Origin of the sequence: Acinetobacter sp. SM34 (assembly GCF_022012365.1) — a bacterium.
In the GTDB taxonomy this organism is placed as follows: domain Bacteria; phylum Pseudomonadota; class Gammaproteobacteria; order Pseudomonadales; family Moraxellaceae; genus Acinetobacter.
Window position 1 is genome coordinate 37,056 of sequence record NZ_JAKLTP010000017.1, and the last position, 19,179, is coordinate 56,234.

24 protein-coding genes and 1 pseudogene are annotated in these 19,179 nt (G+C 40.7%); 12 read left to right on the forward strand and 13 right to left on the reverse strand.

What is annotated here, in order from left to right; all coding sequences use genetic code 11:
• Positions 1 to 1,524: a cryptochrome/photolyase family protein gene (locus LZZ98_RS13595; protein ID WP_237788312.1), complete on the reverse strand. Its 1,524-nt coding sequence runs from the start codon at positions 1,522 to 1,524 to the stop codon at positions 1 to 3.
• 383 nt (positions 1,525 to 1,907) lie between these two features.
• Between LZZ98_RS13595 and nudC the strand changes: the two genes are divergently transcribed.
• Both nudC and LZZ98_RS13605 read left to right on the forward strand, forming a co-directional pair.
• Positions 1,908 to 2,681 carry an NAD(+) diphosphatase gene (nudC, locus tag LZZ98_RS13600; protein ID WP_237788313.1) on the forward strand — a complete coding sequence of 258 codons (774 nt, stop codon included), beginning with the start codon at positions 1,908 to 1,910 and terminating at the stop codon, positions 2,679 to 2,681.
• Between the two features lie 158 nt (positions 2,682 to 2,839).
• A protein-coding gene (locus LZZ98_RS13605) for an IS5 family transposase (RefSeq protein ID WP_442862714.1) occupies positions 2,840 to 3,591 on the forward strand; the annotation gives its coding sequence in 2 pieces (ribosomal slippage) (positions 2,840 to 3,074 and positions 3,074 to 3,591; 753 coding nt in all).
• A gap of 93 nt (positions 3,592 to 3,684) precedes the next feature.
• Here LZZ98_RS13605 and LZZ98_RS13610 read toward each other — a convergent pair.
• The 6 genes and pseudogenes from LZZ98_RS13610 to LZZ98_RS13630 all read right to left on the reverse strand — a co-directional run bounded on the left by LZZ98_RS13610 (position 3,685) and on the right by LZZ98_RS13630 (position 6,643).
• Positions 3,685 to 3,882: a hypothetical protein gene (locus tag LZZ98_RS13610; RefSeq protein WP_019837892.1), complete on the reverse strand. Its 198-nt coding sequence runs from the start codon at positions 3,880 to 3,882 to the stop codon at positions 3,685 to 3,687.
• Between the two features lie 63 nt (positions 3,883 to 3,945).
• On the reverse strand, positions 3,946 to 4,173 hold the full coding sequence (locus LZZ98_RS13615; RefSeq protein ID WP_004761266.1) for a hypothetical protein: 228 nt from the start codon (positions 4,171 to 4,173) through the stop codon (positions 3,946 to 3,948).
• A 101-nt stretch (positions 4,174 to 4,274) separates the two neighbouring features.
• Positions 4,275 to 4,490: a cold-shock protein gene (locus LZZ98_RS13620; protein WP_019837890.1), complete on the reverse strand. Its 216-nt coding sequence runs from the start codon at positions 4,488 to 4,490 to the stop codon at positions 4,275 to 4,277.
• A gap of 624 nt (positions 4,491 to 5,114) precedes the next feature.
• A pseudogene (locus LZZ98_RS15650) lies at positions 5,115 to 5,204 on the reverse strand (IS982 family transposase); the annotation flags it as partial.
• A gap of 68 nt (positions 5,205 to 5,272) precedes the next feature.
• On the reverse strand, positions 5,273 to 6,388 hold the full coding sequence (locus LZZ98_RS13625; RefSeq protein WP_237788315.1) for a transposase: 1,116 nt from the start codon (positions 6,386 to 6,388) through the stop codon (positions 5,273 to 5,275).
• 66 nt (positions 6,389 to 6,454) lie between these two features.
• Positions 6,455 to 6,643 (reverse strand): helix-turn-helix domain-containing protein, encoded by a 189-nt coding sequence (locus LZZ98_RS13630; protein ID WP_237788316.1) that lies wholly within the window; start codon positions 6,641 to 6,643, stop codon positions 6,455 to 6,457.
• A 279-nt stretch (positions 6,644 to 6,922) separates the two neighbouring features.
• On the opposite strand from LZZ98_RS13630, the gene LZZ98_RS13635 reads away from it, so the two are divergent.
• Both LZZ98_RS13635 and LZZ98_RS13640 read left to right on the forward strand, forming a co-directional pair.
• The gene (locus LZZ98_RS13635) at positions 6,923 to 7,189 is read left to right on the forward strand and encodes a type II toxin-antitoxin system TacA family antitoxin (RefSeq protein WP_086176103.1); all 267 of its coding nucleotides are present in this window, start codon (positions 6,923 to 6,925) and stop codon (positions 7,187 to 7,189) included.
• Complete coding sequence (locus tag LZZ98_RS13640; RefSeq protein ID WP_237788317.1) at positions 7,179 to 7,667, forward strand: GNAT family N-acetyltransferase; 489 nt, start codon at positions 7,179 to 7,181, stop codon at positions 7,665 to 7,667. Before LZZ98_RS13635 ends, LZZ98_RS13640 begins: the two co-directional genes overlap by 11 nt.
• 359 nt (positions 7,668 to 8,026) lie before the next feature.
• Here the strand turns inward: LZZ98_RS13640 and LZZ98_RS13645 are convergent, their stop codons facing one another.
• Positions 8,027 to 9,400, reverse strand: coding sequence for a heavy metal sensor histidine kinase (locus LZZ98_RS13645; RefSeq protein WP_237788318.1), 1,374 nt, complete (start codon positions 9,398 to 9,400; stop codon positions 8,027 to 8,029).
• A complete protein-coding gene (locus LZZ98_RS13650; protein WP_237788319.1) occupies positions 9,397 to 10,068 on the reverse strand; it encodes a heavy metal response regulator transcription factor in 672 nt (223 codons plus the stop codon). Before LZZ98_RS13650 ends, LZZ98_RS13645 begins: the two co-directional genes overlap by 4 nt.
• A 121-nt stretch (positions 10,069 to 10,189) precedes the next feature.
• Here LZZ98_RS13650 and LZZ98_RS13655 point away from each other — a divergent pair, with 121 nt between their 5' ends.
• The 3 genes from LZZ98_RS13655 to LZZ98_RS13665 all read left to right on the forward strand — a co-directional run bounded on the left by LZZ98_RS13655 (position 10,190) and on the right by LZZ98_RS13665 (position 12,483).
• Entirely contained in the window at positions 10,190 to 10,666 is a 477-nt protein-coding gene (locus LZZ98_RS13655; RefSeq protein WP_442862717.1) for a GlcG/HbpS family heme-binding protein, read from the forward strand.
• A 26-nt stretch (positions 10,667 to 10,692) separates the two neighbouring features.
• The gene (uraH, locus tag LZZ98_RS13660) at positions 10,693 to 11,091 is read left to right on the forward strand and encodes a hydroxyisourate hydrolase (RefSeq protein WP_237788321.1); all 399 of its coding nucleotides are present in this window, start codon (positions 10,693 to 10,695) and stop codon (positions 11,089 to 11,091) included.
• A 186-nt stretch (positions 11,092 to 11,277) separates the two neighbouring features.
• Complete coding sequence (locus LZZ98_RS13665) at positions 11,278 to 12,483, forward strand: alpha/beta fold hydrolase (protein ID WP_237788344.1); 1,206 nt, start codon at positions 11,278 to 11,280, stop codon at positions 12,481 to 12,483.
• Positions 12,484 to 12,778: 295 nt separating this feature from the next.
• Here LZZ98_RS13665 and LZZ98_RS13670 read toward each other — a convergent pair whose 3' ends face one another.
• From LZZ98_RS13670 to LZZ98_RS13675, 4 genes are all read right to left on the reverse strand, one after another.
• Positions 12,779 to 13,249 carry a transposase family protein gene (locus tag LZZ98_RS13670; RefSeq protein ID WP_237788322.1) on the reverse strand — a complete coding sequence of 157 codons (471 nt, stop codon included), beginning with the start codon at positions 13,247 to 13,249 and terminating at the stop codon, positions 12,779 to 12,781.
• Positions 13,197 to 13,394, reverse strand: a complete 198-nt coding sequence (locus LZZ98_RS15515; protein WP_442862718.1) for a hypothetical protein — start codon at positions 13,392 to 13,394, stop codon at positions 13,197 to 13,199. Before LZZ98_RS15515 ends, LZZ98_RS13670 begins: the two co-directional genes overlap by 53 nt.
• On the reverse strand, positions 13,336 to 13,512 hold the full coding sequence (locus LZZ98_RS15655; RefSeq protein ID WP_269091849.1) for a transposase family protein: 177 nt from the start codon (positions 13,510 to 13,512) through the stop codon (positions 13,336 to 13,338). The genes LZZ98_RS15515 and LZZ98_RS15655 overlap by 59 nt, the downstream gene beginning before the upstream one ends.
• Positions 13,513 to 13,699: 187 nt before the next feature.
• Positions 13,700 to 13,897 (reverse strand): hypothetical protein, encoded by a 198-nt coding sequence (locus LZZ98_RS13675; protein ID WP_166171913.1) that lies wholly within the window; start codon positions 13,895 to 13,897, stop codon positions 13,700 to 13,702.
• Between the two features lie 308 nt (positions 13,898 to 14,205).
• Here LZZ98_RS13675 and LZZ98_RS13680 point away from each other — a divergent pair, with 308 nt between their 5' ends.
• The 5 genes from LZZ98_RS13680 (at position 14,206) to LZZ98_RS13700 (ending at position 19,155) form a co-directional block, all read left to right on the forward strand.
• Positions 14,206 to 14,754 (forward strand): lipocalin family protein, encoded by a 549-nt coding sequence (locus LZZ98_RS13680; protein WP_237788323.1) that lies wholly within the window; start codon positions 14,206 to 14,208, stop codon positions 14,752 to 14,754.
• A gap of 137 nt (positions 14,755 to 14,891) precedes the next feature.
• Positions 14,892 to 15,878 (forward strand): acyl-CoA desaturase, encoded by a 987-nt coding sequence (locus LZZ98_RS13685; RefSeq protein ID WP_237788324.1) that lies wholly within the window; start codon positions 14,892 to 14,894, stop codon positions 15,876 to 15,878.
• Positions 15,875 to 17,158: an NAD(P)/FAD-dependent oxidoreductase gene (locus tag LZZ98_RS13690; RefSeq protein WP_237788325.1), complete on the forward strand. Its 1,284-nt coding sequence runs from the start codon at positions 15,875 to 15,877 to the stop codon at positions 17,156 to 17,158. The genes LZZ98_RS13685 and LZZ98_RS13690 overlap by 4 nt, the downstream gene beginning before the upstream one ends.
• A gap of 9 nt (positions 17,159 to 17,167) precedes the next feature.
• Complete coding sequence (locus LZZ98_RS13695; protein WP_237788345.1) at positions 17,168 to 17,962, forward strand: DUF1365 domain-containing protein; 795 nt, start codon at positions 17,168 to 17,170, stop codon at positions 17,960 to 17,962.
• Positions 17,959 to 19,155, forward strand: a complete 1,197-nt coding sequence (locus LZZ98_RS13700; protein ID WP_237788326.1) for an SAM-dependent methyltransferase — start codon at positions 17,959 to 17,961, stop codon at positions 19,153 to 19,155. The genes LZZ98_RS13695 and LZZ98_RS13700 overlap by 4 nt, the downstream gene beginning before the upstream one ends.
• The last annotated feature ends 24 nt before the right edge of the window (positions 19,156 to 19,179 follow it).

Here is a 19,179-nt window from a genome sequence, read left to right on the forward strand (position 1 = left end):
TTATAACTCATCGATTCGGCTAAGAAGCTGCTGGGCATGGCTGATGATCTGCGGCCGATCTTGAAGTTTATCTAGCTGGCGATAGATCATGCCCATACGTGGATGATTGCGGAATGTCGCTTCATACCGGATCATGAAATACCAGTACAGGCTATTGAACGGACAGCTGTCCCGCTCGGTGCGGGTTTTGACACTATAGCTACAGTGCTTGCAGTAATCCGACATCTTATGGATGTAATTGCCCGAAGCGGCATAAGGCTTGCTGGCCATCAAGCCGCCATCGGCATGCATCACCATGCCCAACGTATTCGGCAATTCTACCCATGCATAGGCATCGGCATAGACCGCCAGGTACCATTCACTGATCTGTTGCGGGTCTACACCAGTTAATAAGGCAAAATTGCCAGTCACCATCAGACGCTGGATATGATGTGCATAGGCATGCTGAAAGGTATTACGGAAACACTCCGCCATACAGTTCATCCGGGTACGGCCAGTCCAGTAAAATTGTGGTAGCGGTGCTGAGTGCTGCAGTGCATTGCGGCTGGCATATTCAGGCATGTACAGCCAGTAAATTCCGCGGACATATTCGCGCCAGCCGAGAATCTGCCGGATAAAACCTTCCACTGCATTCAGTGGTGCATGACCGGCATGGTAGGCAGCTTCTGCCGCATCACAGACTTCTTTAGGCAGTAACAGGCCACAGTTCAGATAAGGCGAGAGCAGGCTGTGAAACAGCATGTCTGCGTCCTGAACCATGGCATCCTGATAATCGCCAAAATGCGGCAAACTGAGGGCAATGAAATGCTCCAATGCAAGCAGGGCATTGCTGCGCGTGGTGGCCCAGCGGAAATCGCTAAGGCTGCCAGGGTGATGGGAAAACTCGCGTTCAACCAGTTCAAGCACATCCAGATCAATCTGATCGCGTTCAAAGTGAAGTGGTACCGGCAATGGCGGACTGCCTGACCAGGCCTTGCGATTGGCGCTGTCATAGTTCCACTGTTGTCCAAGCGGCTGCTGTCCCTGCATTAAATAGCCGGTCTGTTTACGCATTTCCCGATAAAAATATTCCATGCGCAGCGTCTGGTAGCGGCTGGCCCAGTGCCGGAACTGCTCCGGACTGCAGAAAAAACGCTCGTCATTCAGACACTGTACCGGCACTTGCAGCTGCTGGCTCCAGTGCTGTTCAATCTGCTGCTGCAAACGGTATTCCCCACAGTGGGTCATGACTAATTCTGTGACGGGGAAGAGCTGTTGCTGTGCATGCACGAAATCCAGCAGGCTACGAATCGGACTGCCGGATTGAAAAGTATGGTAACGTACACGCCAGCCTTCTGCTTTGAGTTCTTTGGCAAAATGACGCATGGCGCTAAAAATCAGGGCAATTTTCTGCGGATGATGGGCGACATACGTGGCTTCCTCGACAACTTCGGCCATCAGGATCATATCCTGGGTACGGTCCAGTGCTTTGAGCGTAGCAAGCTGTTGATGAAGCTGGTCACCCAGAATTAAACCGAAACGCATAGCCATTCCAGACCCGATGAAAGATAGCGCAGTGTAAAGCCAGACAGTTCAATTTTTTGTGAAAATAAAGATCAGCCCGCATGTTGAGTCAATTCAACTCGACCAAATGATCCTCTGGCATCGCATGCAATTTATGAGCACTGTAATAAGGGGACATTCATCTCTATAGTGCTAAAGCCAGTTGATGAAACTCGTTTTGCATTATTCCTGAATGCATAGGTGGTGTGAAAATTATGTGATTTTAATCAAAAAGATACAAATTATTATGGTTGTAATTCAGGCAGCTTGCGCCTAGTATCTGAGTAGAAGTTACTCCATGTAAGCTTCCTTAGTTTTGTCCCATACACCCCTCTGTATGGGATTTTTTTTAATCAGGGAATTGTATGAGCATGCACTCAAAAGCGTATATTTTTAGACAGCAGCAATTACTGGTGGATGACCATTTTCAGTTGCCGCAGGTCGCAAGACTGCAGCACGACCTGAATCTGTCGGAAAATGGCGAGATCATTGCCCGTGATCTGAAAGAAGACGAACCGGTGCCGGAAGGTTATCAGCTGGTTCCGATCAGACAACTGGTGCAAGTCTGGAGCAGACCGCAGTTTGAACAGGCCAGCCGTGCAGTACAGTTACTGGAATGGCGCCGTAATCACCGCTTTTGCAGTAAATGCGGTCACGCCACCCAGCAGCACGCCAGCCAGTATGCCATGGTCTGTCCATCCTGTGGCTATAACCAGTATCCGCGGGTGAATCCCTGTGTCATTACCATCATTACCCGGGGTACAGATGAAATTCTGCTGGCAAAAAATGCTCGTAACAAAACCCAGATGTACAGCCTGATTGCAGGCTTTGTTGAAGTCGGGGAAACCTTGGAAGAGGCAGTACGCCGTGAAACGCTGGAAGAAGTGGGGCTACAGATCAAAAATATTCAATATCTGGCCAGTCAGCCGTGGCCGTTTCCCAGCAATCTGATGATGGCCTTCAAGGCGGAATATCACGCAGGGGAAATTCAAATTCAGGAAAATGAACTCAGCGATGCGCAGTTTTTCAAATTTGATCAGTTACCCGAAATTCCGTTCAAGGGCAGTATCGCCTATGCCATGATTCAGCATGTGATGCATGGAACGCCTGTTGCAGATGACAGCAAAGAATGGCTTTGAAATTTTGAACAAATATAGTGCGCATTCTCGCTCTTTTAAGGGCGAGTTAAGCCACTAGAAATTTAAAATTATTATATTAGGGCGTGTCCTCATTTGAAGAATTGGTATTAAATACTTAAAATCCTCCTTTAAGCTCTTTTCATTTCTATATTTTTTCAATGGCACGTACTCTTCTCACCGATGATATTTGGCAGCAAATTCAAGATACTATGCGATTACACGGTTGTTACTGTTCAAAAAACAGTAGAAATATCATGGAAGCCATCTTATGGAAACTACGTACGGGTGCGACATGGCGTGATATTCCTCAAGAACTTTGCCCTTGGCAAACTGCTTACAATCGCTTTAATCGTTGGGCAAGTAGGGGATTATGGGATAAATTTTTTTTAGATTACGAGGCATTCTGGATCAGGAATGGGTATTCATTGATGGAAGCTACATACGCGTGCATCAACATGCAAGTGGAGCTCGGCATGGTTTCGAAAGAGCAATTGGACAATCACGCGGTGGACGAACAACAAAAATACATCTTGCAACCGACGCGAATGGATTACCGATTGATTTTAAAATCACTGGGGGTGACGTCCACGACAGTCAAGTTGCAAAACAACTGATTGATATTGTAGGCGAGGCAACTGATCTCATTGCTGACAAGGGGTATGATGCTGAGCACATTAGAACATGTGCCAAGAACAAGAATATGATTCCCATTATTCCATTGAGATCAAACAGTAAGAGATCGAATAAGGAATTTGATAAATATCTATATAAATTAAGACATTTAGTTGAAAATGCTTTTGCGAGATTAAAACATTTCCGTGCTATTGCAACTCGATTTGATAAACTAGCACGCAATTATAAATCTATGATCCGTATAGCCTGCATATTTATTTGGTGCAAAGCCAAATGAGGACACGCCCTAGTTATAAATAATATAAAGCTATAATATATATAAATATTTTTATATTATCAGCTTTGTTTTAGCTGTGAGTAGTTCATCGACTTAAATAATCTTGAAAATTTTTCCGCTAGAAGTACTTTGGAAAAACATTTCAAAGCTGGGCCGAATATCTTCACCATCCACGGTAATATATTTGACATGGGAACAAGACTGGCTAGCACTAAAATGGCGCTCAACCGTGGCCTGAATAGAATATTTGATACCGAATTGGTCTTTTACATTTAGATTTTGTTTAAACATTAGTTTACCTTTAACAAGATTATGGCAGAGCGGCTATTCAATTAATTAAGCAATATATTATTTTTAAATAACTTTTTGATTTAGCTTAAATAATTGATTTAAAGACGTATAAAATGTACGACCATCTAAATTTAAATCTACCTCAATTCCAGATTCCAGCAGAACTCTTTTACCCACTTCAATTTCTTTAAAACCTTGACGTGTATTCTGCATTTTATTTAAGGGAATTAAAGAAACGATAATTTCAGTACCATTTTTAGATTTTGCAATTAATTCATTAACTTTTAACAATTTGTATCCTATTTTTATGATTTTTTTCCAATATGGAAGAACAACTTTTTCTTTAAAATTAAAAAAGCACTGAGTAGTGCTTTTTCAACTCGTATTAGTGCTTATATAGCAACAATATTGACTGCATTCGGTCCTTTTTGACCTTGAGCAATACTAAATTCAACCTGTTGGCCTTCGAATAAGGTTTTAAAACCTGAGTTGGCAATTTCACTGAAATGCGCAAAAACATCTGGACCTGATTCTGGTTGAATAAAACCAAAACCTTTAGTTTCATTGAACCACTTAACGGTACCTTTAACAACATTTGAGTTTGACATAATAAATCCTACTAATTTTTTAATAATTTTTAGTCATTTTATTGACTGCATATAACTTTGAAAATAATAAAGAATGAAACTTAAAATCTGAAAAAAACGAAGAATTATGAATAAAACGACGATACTTAAGAGAGATTTAATGAAACAAGACTTTTTTCTAGTTGAGTCAACTATACCCTAAAAACAGGAATAATCACGTTTTTTATATGTATATTTAATTATCTTATTAAAAATCTAGTTATCTGACTGATTTATATATTTTATTGTAATTATAACCAAACAAAGTTAATCTACTTGGCCAATAAATTTGAGCAGTAAATGAATGCGATTATATAGCTCTGTAATAATAATATTGATGTTTTTAATTTCAGGAATAATGATTTTTTTACATATGCACAAAGCTTAAGCTTATATCAGTTTTCAAATTTGACTTTATATTAATAATAACCGAACAAAGCGGGTAGGACTAAATCTACTCATTTGCGATTGTGTTAGGTGTTTAGTTCCGGCATTTGATGGATCACAACACTTATATAAGTGTAGCAACAACACTTTGGACGGCCACCACTCTCCTAGACAAATTTTGTCTAGCACCGTGCAGATGAGATTTTACCGCGGGTTACAAATCGCTCCTAGTGATTTATGCCTTTGAATACACTGTTTTTTGTATACGGGAAACGTAGTCGAATCGATCCATAAATAACTTGCGTATTGTTATGTAAACCTACCACCTATTCTTAATGAACTACTCGCAGCTAAAGCAACGAGTTTCTGAAAACAACCTAAGTTGTCATCATCTCTTTTGACGTTTCATCGACAATGCAATTAGGGTTTTTAGTCTTAATCGTCTTACGACTGCCTCCACGCCCACTAGAAGAAGACAATAAATCCTCCTCCAACACCGTTCCAGTGTCTATAATTAATTTTATAGCTCTGCTTTTTATCACTTTGGATGCGTTTTTATCCGCATTATCAGTATGACCATAACTCACGCATTTAAACTTTTCTTGAGTTTTGCGATTGTCGGGATGAGTGTGACCACACGAAGCACACTCCTGACTGGTGTAAGCTGCTCTAACCTTAAATACCGCTTTTCCTAAATGCTTGGCTTTGTATTTCACATACGTTTCTAGCATATGCCAACCCATATTCAGGATTGCTTTATTTAATCCTGCTTTCGCCTTTGCCTTATTTGGGATAAATCGACCTGATTCATCTTTTTTCGGCTTGGGCTTTTTCGTCATTTTTTGAGTATTGAGTTTCTCAAAAATAAAGACCTTATTCTTTTCATTATTAACTAAGATATAGCTAGTCTTGTGGTTGAAATCATTTCGGATATTGGCTTTCTTTGCGTGATGGATCGTAATACGATGTTTGGTTTTGGCTCTACGGTTTGAGCCTTTTTGCTGTTTAGAGAGTTTGCGCTGCAAGCGTTTAATATAACGCTCAGCTTTGGATAAATGATTCTTTTGTTCTTTGCTGAAATCAAATTCTTGATCAGGAGTACAAACAGGGATAGCCACACCACGGTCAATACCGACCACAACTTTATTAAGTTGTTCTTGAGTGAAACCATGAAGATAATCCAAGTGTTCACTTGGTTTAATTTCATCAATTTCCAATGAATCTTCATAACAGAAAGATACGAAATACTGTCCACGTTCTTTACGAATATTAAGAGATTTAGGTTCATTGAATTCAGCATGTTTATTAAAGTTCAGATAGCCAATATTGTATTTATGACCACCAATTTGAAGTCGAGTTTTACCAAATTGATCTTTCTCGAAACTGAATAAATCACGAGTGAGGTAAATACTCCCCTTATCGGTTTTAGCTTTGCGCTTTGGTCGGCCACACCCCCCTTTAGTTGACTTCTTAAGGGTGTTGTACCAATTCACATTCGAATTTTTAAGAATTGTCCCTGGGCATTGTGAAAGCCACGGAGTTAGCTCTTTAGACCTAAACTAAGCATACTTCTGATCTTGAGTTGCGTAATATTCTTTGAAAGGGAAAAACTTGCTTGCGAATTTCCTAAAATACTTATCTTCATCACATTTAGCATTCCAGATTAATCTCGCACACCCCACCCACTGGCTCAGAATTAACTTCTGCTCCTGAGTTGGATATGCTCGAAATTTAACGCCTGAAATCATCAGTAAATTTACTATTTGGGTGCTTAGACTTTATACTATTTTGGACTAAAAATAAAGTTAATAATATAAAAATACTGAGTTATATTAGATATTTAAGCTAATTGTAAGTGATCTAATATTTTAAATTCCTAGTGACTTGACTCGCCCTTAAAATAGCGAGAATGCGCCACTAGATTTGTTCAAATATTTCAAAACAAAATATGCAAATTTGAATCTTGAAGCACTACCTTAATCTGCTATAATTTGTACATCAAAATGACGTACTTATTGGTGAAAAATATGGCTAACTTAGCAACAGAACGAATCAATGTTCGTTCAACAGTAGATGCAAAAAATGTGATTGAACAAGCTGCGAATTTATTGGGTCTCAGTGTGAGTTCCTTTATGATCCAATCCTCATTTGAACGAGCAAAAGAATTACTTAAATCTAATCATGAGTTAAAAGTAAATAATGCTGATCGTGATATGTTAATGAACATGCTTGAAAACCCACGCCCTGCAAATGATGAGATGAAAAATTTAATGAGTTTATTGGATGAAAATTGAGGTTTTACAAGCCCATCATCAGAAAAAATCATTTAATTGTGGGCAAGATGATTTAAATAAGTTCATAAAACAATACGCATCCCAACATCAGAAATCAGGAACAAGTAAAACGTATGTTGCTATTGATGATGATATACAGGTGAAAGGATTTTATTGTCTATCAAGTATCTCCATAGGATTCGATGTAGTTGATACTGTACTTACTAAACGATTGCCTCGTTATCCACTCCCTTGTGTAGTTGTAGGTCGATTTGCCGTTGATCAAACAGTTCAAGGGAGAGGAATGGGAAAAGTGCTTTTAGCACATGCGCTTAAACAAGTTTTAAAAGTTGCTCAAATTATTGGTGTTAATTTTGTTGTCATACATGCCAAGGATCAAAAAGCGATGGAGTTTTATCAGCGTTTTGGCTTTATTTCATTAACAACAAATCCATTAACATTAATATATCCAGTGAGTGAAATACCTAATTTTAATTAAAGCGGTCTACTGGCAACAGGAGTGACTGGTAGATTACAAACAAGAATAGGTGGCAGACTTATTCAGCAGTTTGCAATAACTGCTCTGACAATCTTTCATCAAGGCAAAGCATGCAGTGCCAATAGATAGGTTGTTTCGAATTTCTGAAAAAAATCATCAATCATGCAGAAGAAATATGTAAAATCGAACAAGGACGCTGAAGGCGTAGGTTCTATGGTAACTCACCAATGGTTTCAGCCACCTTTCTTTCGAGTTAATTTCTTATTAGAGATTCAGGTTAAATTATAATGTGTTAATTTTAGATGATCTAAAAATCCGCAAGATCAAATTTTTATTTTTATAATTTTTTCAATAATCGCTTAATATTTAATCCTTAAACGAAAGATAATCCCTTGTTGACTATTATGTGCATTTGCTTCCCCATTATGTAACATCATGATGGATTTAACTATTGATAGCCCTAAACCACCAGTTTTTGCTTTGGAATGGCGACTACTATCAATTTGATAGAAACGCTCAAATAAATGATTCAAATGCTGTTTATCAATAAAAATATTTTTAGTTAACACTTCAATATCGACATAGTCTGCTGTAGATTTTGTTGTAATTACAATGTCTTGGTTTTTGAATCCATAATCAATGGCATTGATGAGAAGATTAGACAGCGCTCTTTTTAATAAATCTTCATTACCATATATTTGAATTCCTTGTTCTAACTCCAAAACAAATTTCTTTTGTCTATCTTCAGCTAAGAATTCAAAATAATGAACCAATTCTAAAATAAGGTTAGATAAATCAATATTTTCTTTATCGATAATATAATCACTATGTTCAGAGCGAGCGATGAACAACATATTATTTATCATCTTACTTAGTCGTTCATATTCCTCAAGATGAGAATATAAAAGCTGCTCCAGTTCTTGGGGTGACCGAGATTGCATGAGCATAATTTGTGTTTGACCCATTAAATTATTTAAGGGGGTTCTTAGTTCATGGGCAATATCTTCAGAAAACCGTGCCAATTGATCATAATTAATTTGAATTTTTTCTAACATCGCATTCATTGCTGAACGGAGTTGCTCAACTTCAACGGTAGTACTTTTAACTTCAATTCGCTGATGTGGTTGAGTGCCCTGAATTTTATGTGTTTGCTCAATCAAATTATTTAGAGATTTAAGTAAATACCAACCCACCCAGCGTCCGAGCAGGCTTGCCATGACAATGCCCAATAAACTATAGAGAATCAATTTCCATAAATATTGATCTAGAGTAGATTGAGCTTCATCAAGTTGTGTTCCAGCAATTAGTTGGTAATGTTGATTATTAAAAACAACGGTTTTATAGGCCAACCGGGTTGTAGCAAATTTAGATTGATTATCCAGAAAAGTAATGTTTTTTGATTCGGCCATAGTGGGAATATGGACTTTTAGTGGATTAATCTCAATTAAGGCGTGTTGCGGGTTTCTTAAGATTAAAAGATTATCTTCTTTCCCTAGCATATTTTCATACAGACGAGGGTGTTGAACTAAAATCTGAAAACTTGCTTGATCCTGTAAAAAAATTTCGATGCGTTCAACACGTGCAGTTAAATTCTGATCCCGTTGTTTAGCTAATAGGTGTTGCATGTTGTGATAAGAAAGTAAACCAATAGCAAAAAATACAGTGCAACAAATAATACTGAAGGAAATACTTAAGCGTGTTGTTAAGCTGAGTTGCGTTAGCTGATTTTTCATTTATTTATGCTTAAACGATATCCCATACCCCGAACAGTATGAATTAATTTTGGCTGAAAATGGTCATCAATTTTGGCACGCAAGCGGCGAATAGCGACATCTACCACATTGGTGTCTGTCTCAAAGTTAATATTCCATACCTCAGATGCAATTTGCGATCGGGTTAACAATTCACCTTGATGTTGCATTAATAAGTTTAAGAGTGAAAATTCTTTAGCGCTTAAGTCGATTTTCTGTTGGTTCCGATAAACAGTACGTTCAAACCTATATAAAACTAGATCTTCAACCTGGTAATATTCAGACTCGGGTTTTACACTTCGTCTCATCAGGCTTTTGACCCGTGCCAATAGTTCAATATAAGAAAAAGGCTTAATTAAATAGTCATCTGCACCAAGTTCTAAACCTTTAACTCGATCTAGGACATGATCTTTCGCAGTCAGCATAAGTACCGGAATTTTAGAAAATGTCCTTAGGGTCTTTAATACTTGCCAACCATCCATTTCAGGTAACATGACATCCAAAATTACTAAATCAAAGTTTTTTTCTTGTAACAACGTTAACGCTGTTAATCCATCATGAGCAACACTGGCTAAATAGCCGGATTCATTTAAACCTTTTGCTAGAAATTCAGCAATTTTGGTTTCATCTTCAATAATAAGTATCTGCATCTAAATAATATTATATGGATTTGTCTATCCCTACATTACAAATTCGTAATCTGATTGTCATGCAATAGTGAGTTTATTTTATATAAGCTAATTTATCTCTTCATTTAGCTTAATAGAAATGATGAAAAAACTTCTATTTATTCCAGTACTTCTATTTAGTTCAATCACATATTCAGCTCCTAAAACCAGCTATGTCATGGATCTAAACCTCGCCAATCAACTGGCAACCAATGTCATGCAAGCCTGTAGCACTACTGCTAAACCTGCGGCTGTAGTGGTCTTAGATCAGGGTGGCAATGTCCTGGCAAGTCAACGGCATGAAACTGTGGGCATACATAATTTAATCACAGCGCAAAGGAAAGCTTTTACTGCATATTCAAGCAAGGTGACTACCTTACAATTTATGCGTAATGCCCAGAAGAATGTTGATTCACAGAATTTAACCAGTTTACCTGAATTATTACTTTTAGGTGGAGGAGTGCCCGTCGTTTATAAAAGTCAGTTATTAGGTGCAGTTGGTGTAGCCGGTGCAGGTGGGTCAATCCAAGATGATCAATGCGCACAACTGGGTATAGAAATCACACTCAAACACATTTAAATCAATTTAATTCAGGATAAATTCATATGAACAAGTTATTTTTATTCGCTGGCAGTTTCTTTATTTCAAGTTGGGTAATGGCGCAAAATCCTTTAAGTGTGCATGTACTTAACTTGGAAAGTGGATTGCCTTCACCTGATGTAAAAGTTACTTTGGAAGAACAGAAAAATGGAAAATGGATACAGATTTCAGAAGCTAAAACCAATGAGCAAGGCCGCGTAACGGCATTATTTCCAGAAAATAAAAATTTAGATAATGCAATATATAAAGTCACGTTTAAAACAGGAGACTGGTTTAAGAAAAATAATCAAAATTCTTTCTTCCCTGAAGTTCCGGTGATTTTCCAAACAGATGGTTCAGTAAAACACTACCATATTCCATTACTGCTTAGCCCTTATGGATATTCAACCTATCGAGGTAACTAAGCTGAGAAAAATAAAAGCTCTAACTTGTATGAGATTAGAGCTTAATATAATGGTGCTTATAGGAAATAGCCCTCATTTGAGGGCTATTTCCTTATTAAAAAATTTTCACAATAGATTATGATCAAATATGGTAATGAAAATACTCATATATTCAAAATTAAATTTATAAAAATGGAGTGCATTCTCATGATTAAAATAAAAAATCATGTTCTGAATATGACGTTAGGTTGGATCTGCTTAAGTTCTGCATCTGCAATTGCCTCTCCACTAATATCCTCTCACGATACAGCTCACTTACCTACTGTAGCAAGTACAAACCCCGGCACTTTGTTATCCATACAAGCACAAAATACCGATCTATTTTCAAGTGCATCACAACGCTTCTTAATTACCTATCGAAGTCGCGGCATACAATCGGAACCGATTGTAGCTTCTGGATTTATTTTACTACCCAAAGGAAAAGCGCCAAAAGAAGGTTGGCCTATTTTAGCATGGGCGCATGGTACAACAGGTGTTGCCGATACTTGTGCTCCCTCGAGTGATTATGTAGGTGGACCGGTTCATATTTATCAACAAATAGCGGCAAAAGCTTTGAATGCCTGGCTTGCTCGTGGATATGCAGTAGTCGCACCAGACTATCAAGGTTTAGGTACACCCAGTGGACATCCCTATATGAATACTCAAAGTCAATTGCATACTGTAGTGGATGCTGTAAAGGCGACTCACTATTTAAAGCCTTATAAATTTAATAAAAATTGGTATGTCATGGGGCATAGCCAAGGAGGTGCTGCATCTCTTGCTGTTGCGGCGTATGGACAAAAAGACGCACCTGAACTTAATTTACGTGGGGCAATTGCCCTTGCTCCAGGCGGTTATCAATATGAAGGAATTGCGGAATATGTGGCAACTCACTATCAAATCGACACCAGTGTTGCAGCATTTTTTCCAATCGTTCTTCTAGGGGCGGAAGCTGCAGATCCTAATCTTGCTCCAGCAAATTTAGTTAGCCCAGAAATGGGAGAAATTCTTAATCTGGCACGCGGTCGCTGTTTATCAGAATTACAATCTGATCTGAAGCAAGCCCCTAAAACTGTCTTTAAACCGAATGTAAATCTAGCCCCTTTGACCAATTATTTAAAAAAGCAGTCTATTGAGAATATGATACCCACTGTGCCAGTTATGGTTGTTCAGGGTGAGAAAGATCAGTTAGTGGATTCACGCGGTACTTATGCCTACTATCAACAAATCTGCAAGGTAGGAAAACCTATTGCGTTTTATCCTTTGAAAGAAGGCGACCATCGTGACTCCTTAAGACAAAGTGAATTCCTGATTGGAAATTTTATTAATTCAGTTGAAGAAAGAAAATCTGTAAATACCTGCAGCCTAAAATAGTATGGTAGATCCAAGAGTTTGAACTCAAAAAACTCTTATACAGAATTAAAATTTAGCATTTCAATTTTAAATATAAAAAATTTAAGTAAATCAATATGATGATAAATGGTTTTTTATTACTAACTGATAAAACTTCTCTTGTAACAGAGGATGCTGCGGACGTTTATGATCAAACCACAGAAATATCCAAGAAAATGCCAGTCAATTTCTTAACTGACTGGCATTACATCTTATAATTTATAATGAATTTTTCAGCGATTAGATCACTACTTTATCAATAGATCTCTTTCATAAATCATTTTTCACTCAACTCCAAATTATAGATTCCAGCGATTAAACTGAATCTCAAACCCAGTCTTTTACCTCTATTTCGGTAACGTCCAGCAAGGATTTTAAAGGTCTTCAGGCGACCAAATACATGCTCGATCCCGATTCTTCTTTTGTTGATTTCCTGATTATAGATTTTGAGTTCAGGATCCAGTTTACAGCGTCTTTTGGCTTTTAACGGCAATAGGCTATTAGGATACACAGCATAAATTCCCTGGTAGCCTTTATCTGCAAGAACAAAGGCTTCTGAAGGAATCAGCTTTATGTTTCTTTTAAATAGCTCGAAATCATGTACAGCACCGCGACTGCTACATAAACTCAGAATTTGCTGAGTTTTATAATGGATGATGGCCTGTACTTTAAAGGTATGCGTCTTTTTCTTGCCACTATAGCTTTTCTTCTGTTTTTTTAGGCCTTTGAATTGGAATTTCTGTGGCATCCACGATCACCACATTCCAGTCTATGCCTTCGCCTTCGGGCAAATTCTTCGGTAAATTAAACAGCTTGGACTGAATCAGGCAGTTTTCAACATGATGCACAATTCTTGAGGCTGTGGGCTCTGAAACCCCGTAACTCGTAGCAATGTGAAATAAAGGTTCGGTATTCCCGCCAATAGCTCAGACAGAGCAGAACCTGATCCTCCAGACTTAATTTGGGTGGTCTGCCTTTAGCTGGAACATGCTTCTGCAATTGCTCAACCATTAAATAAAAGGTTGACCATGAGATGCCTGTATATCACTTAAACTGTGTTTCAGAAAGCTTCTTTGAATCAATGTATTTCATCCGCAGATTATGCACGAATGCTAAGAAAGTTAGAGTACAAATATTAATCAAAAAGGTGCTCGTTTTTTGATTTATGAAAGAGATCTAATTCATGTAAATACACTAATTAGTGGGATTGATTTAATTCATTATCTGTTGCAGAGATAATAGATGCAAAAATTGGAACACCCACAATAATGGGGAATGAAAGGATCCATACGTCAATTGTTACTTGACTTGAAAAGAAAAACTGGTTGACAAGAGCAGCCAAAATTAATAATGAAACTAAAATACTAGTGAATCGGATTACAAATTTGATAGGCATTTGCCTGCTCCTAGGTGAGTCTAGCTGTTGTTGTAAAGTATATACCTTATCTGACTGTCCTTAAATCCATAAATAGCTGTCCAGTTCATTTTACGTGGACAGTATCGTGATGTTGAGCAGATAAAAAAAGTGGGGCTGAGCGGACGCTTAGAGTTTTACGCTCCATTTGATAGAATTCTTGTACGGCCAATAAGATTAATCCAGCTTAAATTATTCAATCACAAATACTGAATTTCACCATTTTGTCTTCACGCTTTGTTCACACCCACCTAGGTTATCTTAAGCCTAGAATACAACAAGGCTAAAAAATGAAGATGCTATTTAAATCTGTTTTTGCAGCGACAGCACTTGCCATCATCAGCTTAAGTACAACGACTCGAGCAGAAACTGTTGCACCTCAGGCAGTCGATCAGGTAGATATCGAGCAGTATGCAGGCAAGTGGTATGAAATTGCGCATTTACCGATGTATTTTCAGCGTAAATGTGTCTCGAATATCTCTGCACAATATACTGTTAATGCCGATCAGACTATGCGTGTCTTGAATAGCTGCAGGATTGCCAATGGTGAGATGATCAGCTCTGAAGGGGTTGCTTATCCGCAAAATAAGGGCAACAGCAAACTGAAGGTCAGTTTTTTGCCGCAAGGGTTAAGGTGGATTCCGTTTACTAAAGGTCATTACTGGGTATTACGCGTGGATCCGGAATATAAAGTGGCGTTGGTCGGCGGACCAAGTAACAAATACCTGTGGATTTTATCGCGTGAACCGCAACTGGATGAAACCACTTATCAATCCTATCTGGAGACTGCGAAATACTATGGATATGACATCACAAAACTGATCAAATTACCGCATTAATCTGTTACCCTTTTGCCGAACTGACCACTCTCTCTACACAGTTCGGCTTTTTTTATTTACTTCACATAAAATTCATATCTGACTGATTACACTCATCAAATAGAATAAAGACAATCGCTTGAAAATAGGATGAGTCCATGTTGAAAAGTCTGATGCGATGGATAGACAGCTGGTCTACACCCACAACGCCCGAAACACTGAATGCTGAAAATAGCAAGATTCAGTGGCTGAGGATTTTGCCCTTTATTCTATTGCATCTGGCCTGTCTCGCCGTGTTCTGGGTGGGAGTGTCTTGGTTTGCGCTGGGATTTATGCTGTTGTTCTACCTGATCCGCATGTTTTCCATCACCGCTTTTTTCCATCGCTATCTGTCACACAAAACTTTTCAGACCTCGCGTCCGGTGCAGTTCCTGTTTGTGCTGATTGGCACCATGAGTGCACAGCGTGGACCGCTGTGGTGGGCAGCCCATCACCGTTATCACCACCGCTATACTGATACCCTCCAAGATCCGCATTCCTCCACCCATGGTTTTTGGTACAGCCATGTCGGCTGGTTTCTGAATGAATATAACTTTGCCACACGTCAAGAAGTGATCAAGGATTGGCTGAAATATCCGGAACTGATCTGGCTGGATCGTTTCAGTTTAATTGTGGTGCTGCTGACTGCGGGCGGAATTTATGCGCTAGGCGAATGGCTGGCCATGGCTTTACCACAACTCGGCACTTCAGGCCTGCAATTGCTGGTCTGGGGCTTTGTCATCTCTACCGTGTTACTGATCCACGCCACCTTGTGTATCAATTCACTGGCACATCATTACGGCAGCCGTGATTTTGACACTGAAGATCAAAGCCGCAACAACTTATTCCTGTCCATCATTACCTTGGGCGAAGGCTGGCACAACAATCACCATTATTATGCAGGCAGTACCAGACAAGGCTTTTACTGGTGGCAGATTGATGTCACCTATTACCTGCTAAAAATCATGTCTTGGCTCAGGCTGGTCTGGGGACTCAAGCCCGTTCCGGCACGGGTCTATGAAGTCAGTAAAATTGCTCAGCTTAGAAAACAGAAAAAAGCCTCTGCGACGGGCGCTCACCCGATTCAATCGAAGGAATCACCATGAAAATTGCAATTATTGGTTCAGGTATTTCCGGTCTGTATGCCGCCTGGAAACTTAGCAAAGTGCATGAAGTCACCGTCTTTGAAAAGAATAACTACTTTGGCGGTCATACCGATACCCATCAGATCAATATAGACGGTGAACAGGTCGCAGTGGACAGTGGCTTTATTGTGTTTAACGAGCATAACTATCCTCTGTTCTGCGCAATGCTAAAAGAACTCGGGATTCAATCGCAAAGCAGTGATATGGGCTTTTCGGTGAATAATCAGGTCACCGGCTTGCAGTACAATCCCTCAAAAAAATTCTCGCTGCTGTTACGGCCGCAAAACTTCCTCAACGCTGATTTTCGTGCCATGTTGTCGGATCTGTTCCGGTTCTATGCGGCCAATAAAGATCTGGATGTGGAACAGGTTGATGCACAGCTCAGTATTGACACCTTTCTGAATTGGCATGGCTACTCGGAAGCCTTTCGTCAGGAACATCTCTATCCGATGTGCGGGGCACTGTGGTCCTGTCCAGTGGAGCAAGCCGGACAGATTCCGTATAAATTTGTGGTGAGCTTTTTCCAGCATCATCGCATGTTGCAGCTGAAAGACCGGCCTTTGTGGCTTACGGTCAAGGGTGGATCATCGCGTTATGTTCGTGCCATTCAGGCCCAGGCAAACATGACTTTCCGCAAGACCGGCGTTCGGCATGTCTCGCGTAGTGCCAATGATGTGCTGATTGAAACTGTCCAGGGCAGTGAACGTTTTGACTGGGTGATTTTTGCCAGCCACGCCGATGACAGCCTGAAACTGCTGAAAGACCCGTCAGCGCAGGAACTGGACGTGCTTGGCAAGTTCTGCTATCAGGATAACCGCATGGTGGTGCATTCCGATACCCGCATCATGCCTAAATCACGTCGCCAGTGGGCCAGCTGGCATGTGCATGTGACCCCGAGTCAGGCATCCGAACAGACCCCGTTCCAGCACAGCGGCATACACTATGGTTTCAGTTACTGGATGAACCAGCTGCAGAACCTGAAATGCAAAACCCAGGTCTTTGCCACCCTGAATCCTAATTTTGCCCTAGATCCGAAAAAAATCTGGGTAGAACGGCATTACCGCCATCCGGTATTTGATGCGCCGGCCATTGAAGCACAACAACGCTGGAGCGAAGTCAATGCCCAGAACCGGACCTCATACTGTGGCGCCTACTGGGGCTGGGGCTTTCACGAAGATGGGGCGCGCAGTGCTGCATGGGTAGTCGATCAGCTATTGCAGCAGACCGGGCAGGTGGCCTAGGAGCACATGATGCAGATGTATCCATTGGCGATCGCCGCTGCCGAAATTCGACATCGCCGTTATTTGCCCAAAGCCCATGCTTTTGAGACCCAGCTGACCTATCTATGGTTTGATCCGGATCAACTCTCAACCTTTACCCGAAAATCCTGGCTGTGGTCCTCTAGCCGCTGGAATTTACTGACCCTGGATGAGCGTGACTTTCTTACTATGGAATGTGGCTCGATTCGGCAGAAGGTCGCACGCCTGCTGATCAAGCGGGAAAACTATCTGTTACCGCATGCCGCTTCCATCCGGGTGCTGGCCCTACCGCGTACATTGGGCTTTCGTTTCAATTCGGTGGTGTTTTATCTGGTCTTTGGTGCCACCGACCAGTTACTCTTTGTGCTCAGCGAAATTACCAATACGCCGTGGAATGAACGTCAGGTTTACATTCACGACTGCCGGAACAATGCAGCTGAACATGTGCCGTACCAGAGTCACCAGTTTGATTTTAAAAAGGCTTTTCATGTATCGCCGTTTATGCCGATGGCACTGGATTACCGCTGGCGCTTCAGCTTCTCTGATCAGCAGAACGTGATTCATATGCAGCTGTTTGAGCAGGGCGTGCTGCAATTTGATGCCACCCTGAAATTTTCCCTGCAGGCCATCACGGTTCCTTCACAGCAGTATCGCTATGCTGTGCTGAAAGTTCTTGAACCCTTCAGGATGGTCAGCGGAATTTATCTGCACGCCTTTCGTTTATGGAAAAAGAAAATTCCGTTTTACCGACATCCTAAAAAAGAAAAAGGAAACACATTGCGATGAAGACACTGTTCATGGGAGAGCAAAGCACACTGCCGGTGGTACTGCACCACCTGCTTAAATTACGCCATGGTCAGCTGATTTTTAAAGGCGTCTGGAACGGGGCCGTCGGGGAAAACAGTGATTTACAGGCCGTGATTCAGGTGCATGATCCCCGTCTGATGGAACTGTTGTTCCGCAATGGCGTACTGGGAGCCGCAGAAGGTTTTATCCGCGGTTACTGGAGCAGTGAAGATCTGGTGGATGTGATCCGAATTTTGGCACGTAACCGCGATGTACTGGACCGGATGAACCAGAATGCAGTGGCCAAGGCTAGCCAGTTGCTGTTAAAGGCCTGGTACAAATCGCGCAAAAATTCGATTGATGGCAGCCGCAAAAATATCGCCGAACATTATGACCTGAGCAATGACTTTTTCAAGCTGTTTCTGGATTGCAGCATGATGTATTCCAGTGCGGTATTTAAAGAACCATATATGAGTCTGGAACAGGCTTCGGATTATAAAAAAGAACTGATCTGCCAGAAACTTCAGCTGCAACCGATGGACCATTTAGTTGAAATTGGCAGCGGTTGGGGTGGTTTTGCCATTTATGCGGCGCAGCATTATGGCTGTAAAGTCACCACCATCACCATCTCCCAAGCACAATATGATGAAGCTATCGCGCGGGTAGAAGCAGCGGGGCTATCACATCGCGTTGATGTCCAGCTGAAAGATTATCGTCTGTTGAAGGGCAAATACGACAAACTGGTGTCAATTGAAATGATCGAGGCAGTGGGCGAACAGTATTTACCCACCTATTTCAGCAAATGCCGTGAGCTGCTGAAACCGAATGGTCTGGCACTGATTCAGGCCATCACTATTGAGGATGCCCGCTATGCCAAAGCCCTGAATACGGTGGATTACATCAAGCGCTATATTTTCCCGGGCAGTTTTATTCCCTGTATCAGTGTCATGACCCAGGCTGCTTCCGAGCAAAAACTACGTATCAAGCATCTGGAAGATATTGGCCAGAGTTATGCACAAACCTTGCACTGCTGGCGCCAGCGCTTCCGAGAGCAGCGTGATCAGGTAATGCAACTCGGCTTTGATGAGCGCTTTATCCGTATGTGGGATTTTTATCTGTGTTATTGCGAAGGTGGCTTCCGCGAAGGCGTGATCAGTGATGTGCATCTGCTGTTCGAAGCCAGTGCTTACTAAGCCGAGATAAAACAGGAGGCTTGA